Source organism: Burkholderia sp. 9775_39 (assembly GCF_015712225.1).
Taxonomy (GTDB): domain Bacteria; phylum Pseudomonadota; class Gammaproteobacteria; order Burkholderiales; family Burkholderiaceae; genus Burkholderia; species Burkholderia cenocepacia.
Window position 1 is genome coordinate 80,708 of the sequence record NZ_JACCQC010000028.1, and the last position, 17,385, is coordinate 98,092.

At 64.9% G+C, this 17,385-nt stretch carries 16 protein-coding genes and 1 pseudogene; 10 read left to right on the forward strand and 7 right to left on the reverse strand.

Features of this window, described 5'->3' with window-relative positions; translation table 11 throughout:
• Window positions 1-31: 31 nt before the first annotated feature.
• From dapA to H0X90_RS29090, 4 genes are all read left to right on the forward strand, one after another.
• On the forward strand, window positions 32-934 hold the full coding sequence (dapA, locus tag H0X90_RS29075; protein ID WP_006487058.1) for a 4-hydroxy-tetrahydrodipicolinate synthase: 903 nt from the start codon (window positions 32-34) through the stop codon (window positions 932-934).
• A 111-nt stretch (window positions 935-1,045) separates the two neighbouring features.
• Window positions 1,046-2,191, forward strand: a complete 1,146-nt coding sequence (gene bamC, locus H0X90_RS29080) for an outer membrane protein assembly factor BamC (RefSeq protein WP_006487057.1) — start codon at window positions 1,046-1,048, stop codon at window positions 2,189-2,191.
• Between the two features lie 4 nt (window positions 2,192-2,195).
• Window positions 2,196-2,972: an MBL fold metallo-hydrolase gene (locus H0X90_RS29085; protein ID WP_006498636.1), complete on the forward strand. Its 777-nt coding sequence runs from the start codon at window positions 2,196-2,198 to the stop codon at window positions 2,970-2,972.
• Window positions 2,973-3,012: 40 nt separating this feature from the next.
• On the forward strand, window positions 3,013-3,279 hold the full coding sequence (locus tag H0X90_RS29090; protein WP_162482215.1) for a hypothetical protein: 267 nt from the start codon (window positions 3,013-3,015) through the stop codon (window positions 3,277-3,279).
• Here H0X90_RS29090 and H0X90_RS36250 read toward each other — a convergent pair.
• Window positions 3,280-3,526, reverse strand: a pseudogene (locus H0X90_RS36250) (hypothetical protein).
• 56 nt (window positions 3,527-3,582) lie between these two features.
• A complete protein-coding gene (locus tag H0X90_RS29095; protein WP_077188731.1) occupies window positions 3,583-4,803 on the reverse strand; it encodes a cupin domain-containing protein in 1,221 nt (406 codons plus the stop codon).
• Window positions 4,804-4,835: 32 nt separating this feature from the next.
• Between H0X90_RS29095 and H0X90_RS29100 the strand changes: the two genes are divergently transcribed.
• Window positions 4,836-5,378 carry a peptidylprolyl isomerase gene (locus tag H0X90_RS29100; protein ID WP_006498638.1) on the forward strand — a complete coding sequence of 181 codons (543 nt, stop codon included), beginning with the start codon at window positions 4,836-4,838 and terminating at the stop codon, window positions 5,376-5,378.
• Here H0X90_RS29100 and H0X90_RS29105 read toward each other — a convergent pair.
• A complete protein-coding gene (locus H0X90_RS29105; RefSeq protein WP_077188742.1) occupies window positions 5,358-6,605 on the reverse strand; it encodes a hypothetical protein in 1,248 nt (415 codons plus the stop codon). The genes H0X90_RS29100 and H0X90_RS29105 overlap by 21 nt on opposite strands.
• Before the next feature lie 4 nt (window positions 6,606-6,609).
• On the reverse strand, window positions 6,610-9,261 hold the full coding sequence (gene mutS / locus H0X90_RS29110) for a DNA mismatch repair protein MutS (RefSeq protein ID WP_230877587.1): 2,652 nt from the start codon (window positions 9,259-9,261) through the stop codon (window positions 6,610-6,612).
• Window positions 9,262-9,455: 194 nt separating this feature from the next.
• Here mutS and H0X90_RS29115 point away from each other — a divergent pair, with 194 nt between their 5' ends.
• On the forward strand, window positions 9,456-9,965 hold the full coding sequence (locus tag H0X90_RS29115; RefSeq protein WP_125346096.1) for a hypothetical protein: 510 nt from the start codon (window positions 9,456-9,458) through the stop codon (window positions 9,963-9,965).
• A gap of 292 nt (window positions 9,966-10,257) precedes the next feature.
• On the opposite strand, the gene H0X90_RS29120 is transcribed toward H0X90_RS29115, so the two are convergent.
• Complete coding sequence (locus H0X90_RS29120) at window positions 10,258-10,833, reverse strand: hypothetical protein (RefSeq protein WP_227739779.1); 576 nt, start codon at window positions 10,831-10,833, stop codon at window positions 10,258-10,260.
• Between the two features lie 856 nt (window positions 10,834-11,689).
• On the opposite strand from H0X90_RS29120, the gene H0X90_RS29125 reads away from it, so the two are divergent.
• The 3 genes from H0X90_RS29125 to H0X90_RS29135 all read left to right on the forward strand — a co-directional run bounded on the left by H0X90_RS29125 (window position 11,690) and on the right by H0X90_RS29135 (window position 13,363).
• Window positions 11,690-12,043, forward strand: a complete 354-nt coding sequence (locus H0X90_RS29125; protein ID WP_125346098.1) for a hypothetical protein — start codon at window positions 11,690-11,692, stop codon at window positions 12,041-12,043.
• Window positions 12,044-12,104: 61 nt separating this feature from the next.
• Window positions 12,105-12,551, forward strand: a complete 447-nt coding sequence (locus H0X90_RS29130; RefSeq protein ID WP_125346100.1) for a hypothetical protein — start codon at window positions 12,105-12,107, stop codon at window positions 12,549-12,551.
• A gap of 485 nt (window positions 12,552-13,036) precedes the next feature.
• Window positions 13,037-13,363 carry an EthD family reductase gene (locus tag H0X90_RS29135; protein WP_034201563.1) on the forward strand — a complete coding sequence of 109 codons (327 nt, stop codon included), beginning with the start codon at window positions 13,037-13,039 and terminating at the stop codon, window positions 13,361-13,363.
• Window positions 13,364-13,485: 122 nt separating this feature from the next.
• On the opposite strand, the gene H0X90_RS29140 is transcribed toward H0X90_RS29135, so the two are convergent.
• Window positions 13,486-15,108, reverse strand: a complete 1,623-nt coding sequence (locus H0X90_RS29140) for an NAD(P)/FAD-dependent oxidoreductase (protein ID WP_006483988.1) — start codon at window positions 15,106-15,108, stop codon at window positions 13,486-13,488.
• A 307-nt stretch (window positions 15,109-15,415) separates the two neighbouring features.
• Entirely contained in the window at window positions 15,416-16,219 is an 804-nt protein-coding gene (locus tag H0X90_RS29145) for an inositol monophosphatase family protein (protein ID WP_006493635.1), read from the reverse strand.
• A 282-nt stretch (window positions 16,220-16,501) separates the two neighbouring features.
• Between H0X90_RS29145 and H0X90_RS29150 the strand changes: the two genes are divergently transcribed.
• Window positions 16,502-17,326: an RNA methyltransferase gene (locus tag H0X90_RS29150; RefSeq protein WP_077188734.1), complete on the forward strand. Its 825-nt coding sequence runs from the start codon at window positions 16,502-16,504 to the stop codon at window positions 17,324-17,326.
• Window positions 17,327-17,385: the final 59 nt, after the last annotated feature.

The window sequence follows — 17,385 nt, forward strand, 5'->3', positions numbered from 1 at the left end:
ACGTTTACCGGTACACAATCAATCGCGTTTCATGGCTAACGGCACCCAAGACGGCATTCAAATCCGCGGCAGCATCCCCGCGATCGTCACCCCGATGCTCGAAGACGGCAGTCTCGACCTGCCGGCGTTTCGCAAACTGATCGACTGGCACATCGCGGAAGGCACCGATGCGCTGGTCGTCGTCGGTACGAGCGGCGAATCGGCAACGCTCAACGTCGAAGAGCACATCCTGATGATCCGCACGGCGGTCGAGCATGCGGCGAAACGCATCCCGATCATCGCGGGCGCGGGCGGCAATTCGACCGCCGAGGCGATCGAGCTGACGAAGCATGCGAAGGCCGTCGGCGCGGACGCGACGCTGCAGGTCGTGCCGTACTACAACAAGCCGACGCAGGAAGGCATGTACCGCCACTTCCGGACGATCGCCGAAGCGGTCGACCTGCCGGTGATCCTGTACAACGTGCCGGGCCGGACGGTCGCGGACATGGCGCACGAGACGACGCTGCGCCTCGCTGACGTGCCGGGCATCATCGGCGTGAAGGAAGCGACCGGCAACATCGATCGTGCCGCGCACCTGATCAAGGCCGCGCCGAAGCACTTCGCGATCTACAGCGGCGACGATCCGACCGCGATCGCGCTGATGCTGCTCGGCGGCCACGGCAACATCTCGGTGACCGCGAACGTCGCGCCGCGCGCGATGAGCGAGCTGTGCCGCGCGGCGCTGGCCGGCGACGTGCAGACGGCCCGCGCGCTGCACATGAAGCTGCTGTCGCTGCACAAGAACCTGTTCATCGAAGCGAACCCGATCCCGGTGAAGTGGGCGCTGCAGGCGATGGGCAAGATGCAGGGCGGCATCCGGCTGCCGCTCACGGCGCTCGACGAGCGCTGCCACGATGCCGTGCGTTCGGCCCTCGTCGAGGCCGGCGTCCTCTGATGCCGAGGCGGCCGCGTCCTGCGGCCGCCGGCTCGACCCCTGATCAACCCGCACCGGCCGGCTCCGTCCGGCGCCGCTCCTGACGAGCGTTCTAGCAAGACGAAGGATTTCATGAAACGTTTCGCCTTTTCCTCTCGCGCCATCCAGCTGTCGGTGGTGGCGCTGGCGCTGGGCGCGCTCGCTGGCTGCGATACGCTGAACGACTACCTGGCCCCTGACCGGGTCAACTACAAGAACACCGGGTCGGCGCCGCCGCTCGCGGTGCCGAGCGACCTGAAGCCGGTCCCGACGACGCAGCAGTTCGTCGCGCCGCCGACCAACGCCGGGCTCGGCACGCTGCCGCCGCGGGCCACGACGCAAGCAGGCAATGCGACCGACGGCATCCCGAGCGCGCAGGATCCGCTCGGCATGCATATCGAGCGCGACGGCGATCGCCGCTGGCTCGTCGTCGACGGCCGCACGCCCGAGCAGCTGTGGCCGATCCTGAAGGAATTCTGGCAGGAGAACGGCTTCTCGCTGAAGACCGATGCGCCGTCGACGGGCATCATGGCCACCGACTGGGCCGAGAACCGCGCGAACATTCCGGACGACTGGTTCCGCCGCACGATCGGCCGGGTCATCGATTTCGCGTATTCGTCGGGCACGCGCGACCGCTTCCGCACGCTCGTGAACCGCACGTCGGACGGCAACACCGACATCTCGATCACGCACAGCGCGATGGAAGAAATGATGGTCGGCCCGCAGGGCGGCACGTCGTCGCGCTGGGAAGAGCGTCCGCGCAATCCGGTGCTCGAAGCCGTGTTCCTGTCGAAGCTGATGCAGAAGTTCGGCCTGACCGACGCGCAGGCGAAGCAGCTGTTGACCGATGCGCGTCCCGCGACGGCGCCGGCGCAGGTCAGCGATACGAGCGGCGGCGCGGCGACGCTGCAACTGGCCGAGTCGTTCGACCGCGCGTGGCTGCGCGTGGGCCTGGCGCTCGACCGGACCAACTTCACGGTCGACAATCGCGATCGCGAGAAGGGCGTGTACACCGTGCGCTACGCGAATTCGATGGAAGAGCTCAAGCGTGACGGCCTGTTCGGCAAGCTGTTCTACGGCGGCCCGTCGGCAGCCAAGCCCGGCAAGGAATATCTGATCAACGTGCGTGCACAGGGCAATGGCGGCACGCAGGTCGCGGTGGTCGGCGCGAATGGCCAGATCGACAACTCGTCGGACGCGCAGCGGCTCATTTCGCTGCTGCACGCGCAGCTGAACTGAGCGCGTGCGATTCGCCAGCCTCGGAAGCGGCAGCGAAGGCAACGCGCTGGTCGTCGAGGCCTCGAGCGGCACGACGACCACCCGCGTGCTGCTCGACTGCGGCTTTTCCGCCAAGGAGGTCGAGCGCCGGCTCGGCCGGCTGAATCTCGGCGTCGCCGATCTCGACGCGATCCTCATTACCCATGAACACAGCGACCACGTCGGCAGCGCGCTGACGCTCGCGCGTCGCGCGTCGTTGCCGCTCTACATGAGCTGGGGCACCGCGCGTGCGGTCGCCGCGGACGAGGCCGATGTCGATCTCCACGTGCTGTGGGGCGACGAGACGGCCGCGATACGCGATCTGGCCGTGATGCCCTATACGGTCCCCCACGACGCGCGGGAGCCGCTCCAGTTCGTCTTCATGGACGGAAGCCGCCGGCTCGGCGTGCTGACGGACGTCGGGATGGCCACGCCGCACATCACGGCCGTCCTGAGCGGCTGTGACGCGCTGGTGCTCGAATCCAACCACGATACCGCGATGCTGGCCGCCAGCCGCTATCCGCAGTCGCTGAAGGCGCGGATCGGCGGCAACCACGGCCACCTGAGCAACGACGCGGCGGCCGAGATTCTCGCGTCGCTCGAACGCAGCCGTCTCCAGCACCTCGTGGCGGCCCATCTGAGCCAGCAGAACAACCTGCCGGAACTGGCCCGCCAGGCGTTTGGCGGTGTGCTTGGGACGGACGGGGAAGACGTGATCGTGGCCTCGCAGGACGCGGGCTTCGACTGGCTGATGCTCGGATGAGCGGGGGAGGGCCGCCGCGGCGGCTCGACACGGCTGCCGCGTGCTCGATTCGAAAGCGGCAGACGTAAAAAAACCGGCCCTCGGGCCGGTTTTTTTTCAGCTGATGCTGAAGGCTTACTGGCTTGCGCCCGAAGCCGGAGCAGCCGTCGCTGCCGAAGCAGCCGACGCCACTGCAGCAGCAGCGTCGCTCGCAGCAGCCGTTGCCGACGAAGCAGCAGCCGAAGCGTCGCTCGCAGCACCAGCAACTGCCGAAGCAGCCGACGAAGCAGCAGCAGCCGCGTCGCTTGCAGCCGACGAAGCAGCTTGATCAGCGCTCTTGTTGCAAGCAGCCAGTGCAACAGCAGCCAACAGGGAAGCTACGAGGAGGGATTTCTTCATGATCACGTCCTTTTATGGTTAAAGGTAAGCAACAGCGCGAAACAATACCGGTAATGTGCTCCAACACCGACCTGGGCCGCTGGTGGAGATGCACTTCTTAGAGCGTGAATCTTCCCTACGGCTTGGGCGGAAATTATATGCACTTTCCTATCGACCGTCGACAAATGCGGGGTCAATACGTTGTCTTTCCCATACAGAATTTGATCTGTACGGGCATACGGGGCGACTCACACTAATTCCGGTTTCCGACCCGTATCCAGCCCGCACGATACCACTCGTGCAACAAGGCTGTCATTGAAGGAACCCGGGATAGTGTTACAAACCGTTTCGCCTCCATCTGGCGTTGATTGGCCAGTTCGGGCAGCCATTCACCGGCTTGCTCGAGCGGTCCTTCCTCGCCATTAATGAAGTACGAGCGCGCGTTATACATCAATGCGGCCCTTCTGTCGAGACACACGCCACGGCGTGACGCTTGCGTGACGAACGCGGCTTCGGACAGCGGACGCTCGGGCGGGTCGAAAACGACGTTGGATTTGGGCTCGCTCAGGTAGCAGCCGAGGAATTCGGCGACGTCGCGCTTGCGCCAGCGGATCGCATCGACGATCTCGGCGACACGTTCGACCATGGCCGGCGGCAGTTGCGCGGGCGCGTCGACGGCCGGCTGCTTCGGATCGCGGTAGAGGTCGTCCCCGTTCGCGTCGCGCAGGCCGCCGCGCTCCGCGAGGTAGTACAGGAACTGGGCGCCCAGCTCGCCGGCGGACGGGGCCCGGAAGCCGATCGAGCAGGTCATGCATTCGCCTTCGGCGACGCCATCGTGCGCGATGTGCGGCGGCAGGTACAGCATGTCGCCGGGTTCCAGCACCCATTCGTCGCTCGGCTCGAAGTTTTCGAGGATCTTCAGCGGCACGTCCGGCTGCAGCGACAGATCCTTCTGCGCGCCGACCTGCCAGCGGCGCCGGCCTTCGACCTGCAGCAGGAATACGTCATACGAATCGAAGTGCGGGCCGACGCCGCCGCCGTCGGTCGCATACGAGATCATCAGGTCGTCCAGCCGCGCGTCGGGGATGAAACGGAAGCGGTCGAGCAACGCGCGCGCGGCGTCGACGTGCAGGTCGAGCCCCTGCACGAGCAGGGTCCAGGATTTGCGCGTGACCGAAGGCAGCGAATCGGGCTCGAACGGACCGTGCGCCAGTTGCCACTTGTTACGAAAATGGGTGATCAATCGCGATTCCGCGTCATAGTCGGCGGCGAGCTCGAACAATGCATCGCGCGTGACCGGCGACGTGACGCCGGGGATCGCCTGGCGGATCAGCAGCGGCTTCTTTTGCCAGTAGCCGCGCATGAATTGCGCCGGCGTGAGGCCGCCGAGCAGCGGCGTGGGAAGATCGGAAGGCGGCGCGCCGAGCGGGGCGGCAGCGGCATCCCGCGGTTCGGCTTGAGACCGGTTGCGCATCGTATAATGAGACTTGTATTTGGGAGAATTGGATGAAAATCGCAAAAAACACCGTCGTGTCGGTCACTTACAAGCTGTCGGACGCACAGGGCAATCTGATCGAGGAAAGCGACGAGCCGATGGTCTATCTGCACGGCGGCTATGATGGCACGTTCCCCAAGATCGAGGAACAGCTCGACGGCCACGAGGCGGGCTACCAGGCACAGGTTCAGCTCGAGCCGCAGGACGCGTTCGGCGACTACGATCCCGAACTCGTGAAGATCGAGCCGCGCGACCGTTTTCCCGAGCCCCTCGAGGTCGGCATGCAGTTCGAAGGCACGCCGGAAGACGGTGACGAGGAAGTCGACTCGCTGATCTACACGGTCACCGATATCGCCGAAGACAAGGTCGTGCTCGACGGCAATCACCCGCTGGCCGGCATGGCGCTGCGTTTCGCGCTGACCGTGAAGGACGTCCGCGAAGCCACCGAAGACGAAATCGAGCACGAGCACGCGCATGGCGCGGAAGGGCTCGAGATCATCGACGAGGACGACGACGAAGACGGCGAAGCGCCGTCAGGGCGTACCCTGCACTGAGCTTGCCGGCAGGCCCGGCGCCGGCCCCGATGCGGGAGGCGGTGCCGGCCACGACGCGCCGCCCGGTGCGGCGCCGTCGCCCTGCAGCGGCGGCGCGACCGACGACGAGTCGGGCAGCGCCGGCAGCGCAGGAATTTCCGGCATCTGCGGCAGTGGCACGTCGTCGCGCGGCACGAGCGGCAGCGTGGGCGGCAACGGCAGGTTCTTCGGCACCTCCTGGAGGCTCACGTTGAAGATCGTCTGCCGCGCCGGCGAGACGCTCACCTTCACCCACTGATTCGCCGGATGGCGCGGTCCGATCGCGACGCGCGTCACGTTTCCTACCAGTTCACCGTCGTCGGCATGCAGCGGACGATCGATCAGAAAGCCGTTCGCCAGCGGTTCGCCGCTCGCATGCATCACCAGGATCGGGCCGCGGAATGTCGCCGCCGCCTTCACCAGCGTTCGTTTCAGCTCACGGAAGCCGTCGCGCACGCGCGGCCGGTTGAAACGCAGCCACGCGAAGCGCTCCGCGCGTTCATAGCGTTCGAACTGTGGATCGCCTTCGAAAATCACCACCATCGCGCGCGCCTCGCGCCGCTTCGCATATTCGGCTGCGTGGTCGATCCAGAAGCCGTTCGCGATGATGCGATCCTCGAATTCGCCGTTGCGGCCGCCCGCCGTCAAATAATGATTGTTCGGCGCCGGTGCATTGAGGGCGACGTAGACGATGTCGTCGCGCATCCAGCGTGCGTTCTCGCGATACGGCCGGAACCGCGCGACTTCGCTCTCGCGCGTGATCTGCAGCGCACCGGGGTCGGGCAGCGCCGAATCGGCGAGCAGCGTCTGCCGCAGGAAATCGAGCCGCTCGACCGGGTCGTAGCCGCCGCCGGCCGCCGTGTTGCAGGCGATCCAGTCGTCGTGGCCGGGAATGAACACGAGCGGCACGCGTGCTGAATCCAGGATCGCGCCGCGCTGCGAATACAGCGCGTCGCGGCATGCTTCCTTCGAGCCTTTGAGATCGCCCGCGTAGACGACGAACGCGAGGTTGCGTTCGCGTGCGATCGCATCGAGCAGCCGCTGCGCGGCCGGCTCGTCCGCCGGGACGTTGATGACGCCCGACACGACGGCGAACGAGTAGGGCGCCGCGCTGCGCTTGGGTGGCGCGGCCAGCGCATCCGCCTGCGCGAAGGCAAGCGCCGCCGTGACGAGCGCGGCGGCGGCGCGGGCTGGCAGGCCCTGCGGCATGCGCTTACGCGTGCCCGTCGGCATCGTGCGACCGGACCAGCGTGCGCAGCTCGTACAGCAGGTCGAGCGCCTCGCGCGGCTTGAGATCGTCGGGATCGATGTCGCGCAGCTTTTCGAGCGCCGGATGTGGCGTGTCAGGCAGCGCCGGCGCGTCCGCGCATTCGAGGTCGTCGATTGCCGCCGGCGGCGCGCTGAACAGGTCGAGTTGCGGCGTGTGCTGCGACGCCGACTGCTGTTCGAGATACGCGAGGTGCTTGCGCGCGGCGCGGATCACCGGCGCCGGGACGCCCGCGAGCTGCGCGACCTGAAGGCCGTAGCTCTGGTTCGCCGGGCCCTCGTTCACCGCGTGCAGGAACACGATGCCGTGGCCGTGCTCGACGGCCGACAGATGGACGTTCGCCGCTTGCGGGAACTCGGCCGGCAGTTGCGTCAGCTCGAAGTAGTGCGTCGCGAACAGCGTGTAGCACGCGTTGTGCGCCAGCAGGTGGCGCGCGATGGCCCAGGCGAGCGCGAGGCCGTCGAAGGTCGACGTGCCGCGGCCGATCTCGTCCATCAGCACGAGGCTTTGCGGCGTCGCGTCGTTGAGGATCGCCGTGGCTTCGGTCATCTCGACCATGAAGGTCGAGCGGCCGCCCGCGAGATCGTCGGCCGCGCCGATGCGCGTGAAGATCCGGTCGATCGGGCCGAAGCAGGCCGACTTCGCCGGCACGTAGCTGCCGACGTACGCCATCAGCGCGATCAGCGCGGTCTGCCGCATGAACGTCGACTTACCACCCATGTTCGGCCCGGTGATCAACAGCAGCTTGCGTTCGGGACCGAACCGGCAGTCGTTCGCGATGAACTGCTCGACCTGCGCTTCGACGACCGGATGGCGACCCTGTTCAATTTCGATGCCGATCTCGTCGGTGAAGGTCGGCGCGACCCAGTCGAGCGCGCGTGCGCGTTCGGCGAAGGCGGCGAGCAGGTCGAGCTCGGCGAGGGCCGAGGCGACGCGCTGGCATTCGGGGATGAACGGCAGCAGCGCCTGCAGCACCGAGTCGTACAGCGCGCGCTCGCGCGCCAACGCGCGTTCCTGCGCGGACAGCGCCTTGTCCTCGAAGGTCTTCAGTTCCGGCGTGATGTAGCGCTCGGCGTTCTTCAGCGTCTGGCGGCGGCGATAATCGTCGGGCACCTTGTCGGTCTGGCCGCGCGTGACCTCGATGTAGAAGCCGTGCACCTTGTTGTATTCGACACGCAGGTTCGCGATGCCGGTGCGCGCGCGCTCGCGCGCTTCGAGATCGATCAGGAACTGACCGCAGTTCTCCGAAATGTCGCGCAGCTCGTCGAGCTCGGCATCGTAGCCGCGCGCGATCACGCCGCCGTCGCGCACCATCGCGGCCGGCTCGGTGGCGATCGCGCTCGTCAGGAGGTCGAGGCATTCGGCGGGCGGCGCGAGCGCCGCGTCGACGCGCGCGAGCGCATCCGCGTTCGCGACGATCGCGCCGATGCGCTCGCGCAGCGCCGGCAGCGCGGCGAACGTGTCGCGCAGGCTCGACAGGTCGCGCGGGCGCGCGGACAGCAGCGCGAGCCGCCCGGTGATCCGTTCGACGTCGGCGATCTGGCGCAGCGCGCTGCGCAGCGCATCGAGGCTCGCGTTGGCCGGCGCGTCGAGCAGCGCGCCGATCGCCTGCTGGCGCGACTGCGCGGCGACCGACGCACGCGGCGGGTGATGCAGCCAGTGACGCAGCAGACGGCTGCCCATCGTCGTGCAGCAGGTGTCGAGCAGCGAATACAGCGTGGGCGACTCGGTGCCGCGCAGCGTCTCGGTCAGTTCGAGGTTGCGGCGCGTGGCCGGGTCGAGCCCGATGTATTCGGTTTCGTTCTCGACCTTCAGGCTGCGCACGTGCCGCAGTTGCTGGCCTTGCGTGGCCGCGGCATAGAGCAGCAGCGCGCCGGCCGCGCCGCACGCGCTCGTCAGCGAATGCGCGCCGAATCCGTCGAGGCTCGCGACATCGAGCTGGTCGCACAGGCGCTGCGTGCCCGACGCGATGTCGAAGTGCCAGGCCGGCACGCGCTTGCTGGCGCCCGCGCCGGCCGGAATGGCGTCGGTTGCACCGTCCGGCGTCAGGATTTCGGCCGGCCGGATGCGTTCGAGCGCGGCGGCAAGCTGCTCGGGCTCGATTTCGGCGAGCCGCAATGCGCCGCTCGCGAGGTTCAGCCACGCGAGGCCGATATTGACCGCGACGCCACGCTTGTTGTGGCCGGTGCACATCGCGAGCAGGTAGACGTCGTTCTTGTCGGACAGCAGCGCGGCATCGGTCAGCGTGCCGGGCGTGACGACGCGCACGACCTTGCGTTCGACCGGGCCCTTCGACGTGGCCGGATCGCCGATCTGCTCGCAGATCGCGACCGATTCGCCCATCTTCACGAGCTTCGCCAGGTATTGCTCGACCGCGTGATGCGGGACGCCGGCCATCTTGATCGGTGTGCCGGCCGACGCGCCGCGCTGCGTGAGGGTCAGGTCGAGCAGGCGCGCCGCTTTTTCCGCATCCTCGAAGAACAACTCGTAGAAGTCGCCCATCCGGTAGAAGACGAGCGTGTCCGGATGATCGGCCTTGATGCGCAGGTACTGCTGCATCATTGGGGTGACGGGTGCAGGTGCTGCGATGGGTTGCATGCTCATGTGACCGGGAAAAGTTGCTTTGGCTGCCGAAGTTTACCAGTGGCTCCAATGTGAGAGAGCGAAGTTCGCCTTTCGGCCAATTTCCGATGATCAAGACAGGTGATTGTCGGCCAGCAGAGGTCGATCGACTTCTGGCGTAGGATTGTCGTTGATCGCGTTGCGCTATTCGCGAGCTGCGGGGGAGCACCTTGATCGAATTGCTTGAGCCCTTTTCTCGCCAAATGGCGGGAGACCTTCTCTCAGCCTTCCCGAGCTGGAGGAGCCATTTCTCTATTGTTGCCCGCGCTGGCGAGAATTATTTCAATGTTCGGGTGCCGTCGCTCCCAGGATCGAAAGGTGGCCCCTTAGAGGTTTCTTCCTTGTACAACGACGAGGTAACGGTTTTCTACGCAGCAACCCATCGGCATTTCTTCTCCGTTCTGGGCAATGCCGAAGAGGCCGGTGGTGCAGTCGAGTTCATCCGGAAGATACTGGACGAACACCTTGCCGTGGTCTCATACATTTGCACGGGCGATGCAACTATACGAGACGGGGTTTTTGCAAGCGTCGCAGTCCGGGTAGACCAGATTCCCCGCACAAACTATGAGTATTACTACTCTACTTCGATGCGCGTGCGCTCATGGAAGGGCACTTTTGACGCCGACTTCGCTGCCCCGTACGTCAGAGACAGGCCGATGGGTAGTGATGGGCGAGCGTAGGACTTGGCGTAGGTTTGCGCATCGGGCCCCGTCAAATAAAGCGCGGGTACTGCTGCATCATTGGAGTGACGGGTGCAGGTGCTGCGGTGGGTTGTATGCTCATGTGACCGGGAAAAGTTGCTTTGGCTGCCCGGGTTTACCAGCGGCCCGCACGGGACCGCTCGAAGTTCGCCGTTCGGCCAGTTGCCGGAGATCACGACCGGCGGCTGCCGGCCATGAACGGTCAGTCGACTTGAGCATCCGAATTGTTCACAATCGCTCGTGTTGACCAAGGTCGATGCACCAATGGCCGTCAGGAGGAGCTACACCATTCGTGGAACCGTTCGAATACCCGAAAACCAACGTAATCGAGTTTTCGCTTGTACAGCCAACGGTAGTAGCAATCCCAATAACTGATCATTCGATCATGCGTGCGTTTCATGAAAACTGGGTTTTCCCTGAAAAAGGCCCCGTAAACGCATTGATCCATGGATGGCAAGTTCGCTTCAATCTCGGCGAGGATTTCAATTACATACTCGCCGCAAAGGTGCACGATGAAAGGCGCAATCCAAGGCTCGGGTGAAGTGGCCAGCCGCCCGATTTGGCGCTGGCGCACATGTCCGTCAAGGTGCCTCGTCAGCACGCAAGCATAGATGGCCGCTTGAGCCGAGTTCAGCTGAGGGAATAGCGTGTCATCGCATTCGTGGTGAATTCGATACGGGATGTTGAGTGATTCGCCTCGAACAACGACAGCCGCCCCGGGATGAGTTGCGGTGCTGGGTCGAATCAAATCCGTGACGACGGTAACTTCGGAGCGAAGCACTTCGGGAAAGGCAGTCAGCAAAGAACCGCTTTGAACTCCGTTATTCGCTGCCCGGGTGCTTGCCATAGGGTTTCGCCGTCAACGTAAATCATGCAATTGTGTCATACGTAGACCGACGGTCGGTGGTGCCTGCGAATGTCCGCATTGGGTTTCTGGGAGTGTCCCTTCCGGATCGGTAGCGGCCCGTCGACAAAACTATCGGCGTAGGTCTCGGCGTAGCTTTGTGCGTCAGGCCTTGTCAGATAAGGCGAAGGTACTGCTGCATCATTGGAGTTACGGGGGCAGGTGCTGCTGCTGGTTGCGTGCTCATGTGACCGGGAAAAGTTGCTTTGGCTGCCTGAGTTTACCAGTGGCTCGCACGCGCCTGCGCGGAGTTCACCGTTTGGCTAGTTTCGGGCGCTGAGAATTGGCCGCGACCGGGGGCATGGACTTAGCGCTGCGCGACACAACCCACAACGTAGTACTTACCCAGGCACGCCAGTTGCGGGCGACAGTCTAGACTGCGTCTGTATGGGGTCGGGGATTGCACGCAAGACATCAGGAGGCGATGGGTGCTGTTCTACGGCTTGTCGACCGCTGTAAGCGATCATCAATAACCCCACTAGAGCGGGGCTAGCAATGCGACTGCGTACGAAGGCGACGCTTTTCTACTTGGCAGCCACAGCGATACCACTTGGCGTTGCCGTGCCCCTTGTTATTTTCCTGCCGCCGTCGACCAAAGCATTGGCGGCGATCGTTTTTCTTGTGATTGCAGTGTGTTCGTCGGTGGCTCAGCTTGCTGTTCTAGTCTGCCCACATTGTCGATCACTTGCCATTCGTACGCCACGCGGCACCTGGACTCCTTGGGTTGGTTTTAAGTGCTGCTATTGTCATAAGCTTTATTAGAAGTGCCCGCGCAAACCCCAGAAGCAGGGATGCTCGCATGAACACATCGAAGATCCTCTCCGGCATTCGCACCGCTACATTGCTCGGTGCGGTGGCATCTTGGTTCGTGGTCTTCTGGATGGTTGGCATCCCGCTATTTGCCAGCAGGAATTACTTCTTTGGTGGCATGACAATCGGCTTTTCGCTTTGGGCGATCGCAGGAGCTGTGGCGGCAACAGTGAAGTGTCCGAAGTGCGGCAAACGCATGCTGATCAGCACCCAGCGTCCCACGGCTCTATGCCCAGATTGGCAAGCGCTACGAGATCAGTTCATTCCATTGCAAGCCCTTTCCGGAAAGTCTGGAGTGCACCGATGTCCGTATTGTAACGAAGGCATCGAGCCTCCGAGGTAGGTCATCCGGCAGGGGATGGGCACCAAGACTGCAACTCGGCACCCGTCTCCGACGGGGCGGTGTGCTTCTTGAAATTATCAATCCCGGTTCAGTGAGGCTGCAAATGAGACCAGAGTCACGCGCAAATGCTTACGCGATCATGGGCCTGGGATCTACCTTGCTGGGTAGCTATGCATTGGAACGCGCTATTGCGTACTTTGGCATCACTGGTGATTCGGTAGGAGGAATAGCGTTTGGGGGCACGGGTATTTGTTTATTCGTTGTTGCGGTTGCCCACTTCTACATGGCAATTGGATACAGATTTGGTTGCCTTGACGCAGTCGAAGGAAGCCTGGAAAGTGCGACCCTGAAAGCTGGGGTGGAGGTTGTTGCTAAGGCGGTTAAAATTCGTTTCTTGCGAAGGCCGGATGCTAGAAATTCGATTTCAGAACAAGGTACTCGCTACATCTTCTTCATCGGTAATGGCCGGCCGTGGGTTTGCCCGGAATCTAGGTTCTTGATGGGCTGAGCTAACGGCTCCTCAAAACAGCAGGCGTAAGTCTTGGCGTAAGTTTTTGCGCTGACCCGCGTCAGATAAGGCGCAGGTACTGCTGCATCATTGGGGTGTGGCCGGCAAAGGCCTCGGGCGACAGCGTGGTCATAGATCAGGCATGAAGTTGTTGCTTGGGTTGCCCGAGTTTACCAGTGGCGTCGACGTGAACGTGCGAAGTTGGCCATTCGGCCGATTGCCGGTGGTGCCGGGCAGTCGCGATTTGAAAGACGGCTTCTCCCGGCTGCCGACCTGCAAAGCATCTGACAGCACCGAGCCGCTGCGGCATCATGGGGCACCCGTTGCCACCGAACTGGCAAGACGGGTTCACCGGTGCTTACAATCGCAAGAACGAGTACGCCGATTCCGGGCCAAAGGTCGGCCATGCCTGTATCGGCGACCTCGGCCTCGTCTCGCGGGCGGCGGCGCCTCGATTACCGTGCCGCAACAGGAGAACCAATCCGATGATCAAAGTCAGTGTCATGTATCCGTACACCGCAGGCGCGCGATTCGACCATGCGTACTACCGCGAGACGCATATGCCGATGGTGAAACAGCGACTCGGCGCGGCATGTCTGTACTACACGGTGGACAAGGGCATCGCAGGCGGTGCGCCTGGCACCGACCCGGTTTACGTGGCCAAGTGTGACTTCGTCTGTACGTCCGTCGAAGCTTTCCAGGCAGCCCGCGACCCGCACGCGCAGGAGATCATGGCCGACATCGCCAATTACACGGATATACAACCGGTGCTGCAAATCAGCGAGGTGGTCGTGGAGCGTTCGGAAGACTGACCGAGGTTCGGCTATCGCCCGGCACCGCATCCGCGTATGGCGTGGCGCCCGCGCTGTCGCGGCGCAGGCAGGCCGGCCGCGCCCAGGTCACGAACCTGCGTGCGCCGGCCCTGTCCCGCAGTTCAGGACGCGTGTCCCGACATCAGGCTGAGCGCCACCGCTTGCGCGACTTCGATACCGTCGATCGCGGCCGAATAGATGCCGCCCGCATAGCCGGCGCCTTCGCCGGCCGGATACAGGCCTTCGACATTCATGCTCTGGTAGTCGTCCTTCCGGCGAATCCGGATCGGCGACGACGTGCGTGTCTCCACGCCGGTGAGCACGGCGTCGTGCATCGCGAAGCCGGCGATCTTCTTGTCGATCTCGGGCAGCGCCTCGCGGATCGCTTCGATCACGTAGTCCGGCAGCGCGGTGCTGAGGTCGGTCGGATTCACGCCGGGCTTGTACGACGGCTCCACGGAGCCCAGCGACGTCGACGGCCGGCCCGCGATGAAATCGCCGACCAGCTGGCCCGGCGCGCGGTAGTCGCCGCCGCCGAGTTCGAACGCGCGTTCCTCCCATTTGCGCTGGAACGCGATGCCGGCGAGCGGGCCGCCCGGATAGTCGTCCGGCGTGATGCCGACGACGATGCCCGCATTCGCATTGCGCTCCGCGCGGGAATACTGGCTCATCCCGTTGGTGACGACGCGGCCCGGCTCCGAGGTCGCGGCGACCACCGTGCCGCCCGGGCACATGCAGAAGCTGTAGACCGCGCGCCCGTTGCTGCAGTGGTGGACCACCTTGTAGTCGGCCGCGCCCAGCTGCTTGTGACCCGCGAACTTGCCGAAGCGGCTGCGGTCGATCAACCCCTGCGGATGCTCGATGCGGAAACCGAGCGAGAACGGTTTCGCTTCGATATAGACGCCGCGGTCGTGCAGCATCTGGAACGTGTCGCGCGCGCTGTGGCCCACGGCCAGCACCACGCGGTCGCACCGCAACGTTTCCCCGTTCGACAGCTTGAGCGCGCGCACCTTGCCCTGGTCGATTTCGATATCGTCGACACGGGTTTCGAAGCGCACTTCGCCGCCGAGTTCGTGGATCGACGCGCGCATTTTTTCCACCATGCTGACGAGGCGGAACGTGCCGATGTGCGGGCGGCTCAGGTACAGGATGTCCTCGGGCGCGCCGGCCTTGACGAATTCGTCGAGCACCTTGCGGCCATAGTGGTTCGGATCCTTGATCTGGCTGTACAGCTTGCCGTCGGAGAACGTCCCTGCGCCGCCTTCGCCGAACTGCACGTTGGATTCGGGATTGAGCACGCTCTTGCGCCACAGGCCGAACGTGTCCTTGGTGCGTTCGCGCACGGCCTTGCCGCGTTCGAGGATGATGGGACGGAACCCCATCTGCGCGAGGATCAGCCCCGCGAACAGGCCGCACGGCCCCATGCCGATCACGACCGGGCGCAGGAAATCGGCGTGTTCGGGCGCCTTCGTGACGAAGTGGTACGCCATGTCGGGCGTCACGCCGCAATGCGGCTTGCCGGCGATGCGCTTGAGCGCGGCCGCTTCGTCCTTGACTTCGACATCGACGATATACGTGAGCTTGATGTCCGCGCGCTTGCGCGCGTCGTGCGCGCGGCGGAACACGGTGTAACGGAGCAGCCCGTCTGCCGCCACGCCAAGCTCCGCGAGGCGCGCGCGAATCGCGGCCTCGAGCGCGCTCTCGGGGTGGTCGAGGGGGAGTTTAATTTCGCTTAGCCGTAACATGAGGACTCGGATGCGATTGCCACGGCGCCGTGGCGGTGTTGATACAGGCGGGGCCGGCATGCCGGCGGCGGCGTTGTCGCCGCGCGGGCATGCCGGACGCAAACCCTTCGCTGGCATTGCGCGACCAGCGGCGCGGGCGGCGATACGCCGGCCGGCCCCAGGCAACTCGGGCAACTTCAGGATAGGCGCACGAAGCGACCCGTGTGCACGGAAGATTGTCCCGCGTTCCGGGGCGATCGGCGCGCCAGCGTGACGATGCCTGCGAGCGGTTTGCGCGAAAGCCGCGCCACGCGGGCGCGGCCCGGGCTTACTCCGCTGCCGGATGCACGCGGCTGTAGCGGTTCAGGATCGGGATCATCTGCGCGTAGATCTTCGGGTTCGCGGCGACGATCTCGTGGCGATGCAGGAAATCGGCGTCGCCCGTGTAGTTCCCGACGAGGCCGCCGGCCTCGGTGATCAGCAGGCTGCCCGCTGCCATGTCCCACACGTTGATGCCTTGCTCGAAGAACGCGTCGAGGCGCCCGGCTGCGACGTTCGCGAGATCGAGCGCCGCCGCGCCCGGACGGCGCAGGCCCGTGCAGGCCTGCGTCATTTCGGTGAAGAGGCGCGCGTAGGCGTCGAGGCCGTCCTTCTCGCGGAACGGGAAGCCCGTGCCGACCAGTGCGTCTGCCAGGCGGTCGCGGCGGCCGACGCGGATGCGGCGGTCGTTCAGGTATGCGCCGCGGCCGCGGGTGGCCGTGAACAGGTCGTTCTTGTTCGGATCGTAGACGACGGCCTGCGTGACGACGCCCTTGTGCTCGAGCGCGATCGATACGCAGTAATACGGGAAGCCGTGGATGAAGTTGGTCGTGCCGTCGAGCGGATCGATGATCCACTTGAATTCGGATTCGTTGTCGGATTCGCCCGATTCCTCCGCGAGGATCGCGTGGTCGGGGTAGGCGGTCTTCAGCGTCTCGATGATCGCGTCTTCGGCGGCCTTGTCCACTTCGGTGACGAAGTCGTTCTGCTGCTTCTTGCGGATCTCGATCAGGTCGAGATCGAGGGACGCGCGATTGATGATCTGTCCGGCGCGGCGCGCAGCCTTGACAGCAATGTTGAGCATGGGATGCATGAGCCTGGATCCTGTAGCCGGCGGCACGGGCCGCCACGAAGTGGGACAACCGCCCGGAACGGCGCAAGCGTGCCGGGGCGAGGTGAGACGCGAATTGACAAAGAGCGGGGTACGACCCGCGCTGCGCCGCGGCGCAACGCGTAAAGGCATGATTTTACCCGATTTTTGGCGGTTTCAGGCGACCGGAATGCGGGGAAACCCCCACTGGCCATCCGGACGAGTGGGTTTGCGGGAGCGATGGCGATACCATACGGCCATTCTGATGAACCGAGTCGTCTCGTAGTGGAAACCCCGCAGAACACCGCCGCGCCGTCCGAATCGGGCGCGGCCTCGTCCCCGCCGCCGTCCGGCGGCTTCACGTCCACCCGCTTCGTGCTCGTCGAGCCGAGCCATCCCGGCAACGTCGGGGCGGCCGCCCGCGCGCTGAAGACGATGGGCTTCTCGCGCCTCGTGCTGGTCGCACCGCGCGTGCCGCACGTGCAGAGCGATCCGGAGGCGATCGCGATGGCCAGCGGCGCGGACGACGTCCTCGCGTCCGCGCATGTCGTGTCGACGCTCGGCGAAGCGCTGTCCGGCGTGCACTGGTCGATCGCGCTGACCGCGCGTACGCGCGAATACGGGCCGCCGCGGCTCGCGCCGCGCGCGGCCGCCGCGCAGGCGAGCGCGCAGGTCGGCACGGGCGACATCGCGCTCGTGTTCGGCAACGAGCGTACGGGTCTCGCGAACGAGCATGTCGAGCAGTGCAGCGCGCTCGCGCACATTCCGGCGAATCCGGCCTACAGTTCGCTGAACCTCGCGCAGGCCGTGCAGGTGCTCGCGTACGAGTTGCGCGTCGCGTTTCTCAAGCAGGCGAGCGAGCCGTCGGCGCAACCGCCGGCCGAAGCCGGCACGCTCGCGCAGAGCGACGAGATCGAGCGGATGTACGTGCACCTCGAGCATGCGCTGATCGCGCTCGACTTCCTCGATCCGCGCAACCCGAAGAAGCTGATGCCGCGGCTGCGGCGGCTGTTCGCGCGCACGGGCCTCGAGCGCGAGGAGGTCAACATCCTGCGCGGCGTCGCGAAGCACATCCTGCTGAAGTCGGGCAAACCGGGCGGCGACGCGTAAGCGGCCGGCGCGCTGATCGCGGGGTGCGGGGCGTCCGACGGATGCGGCGGGTGGTGGGT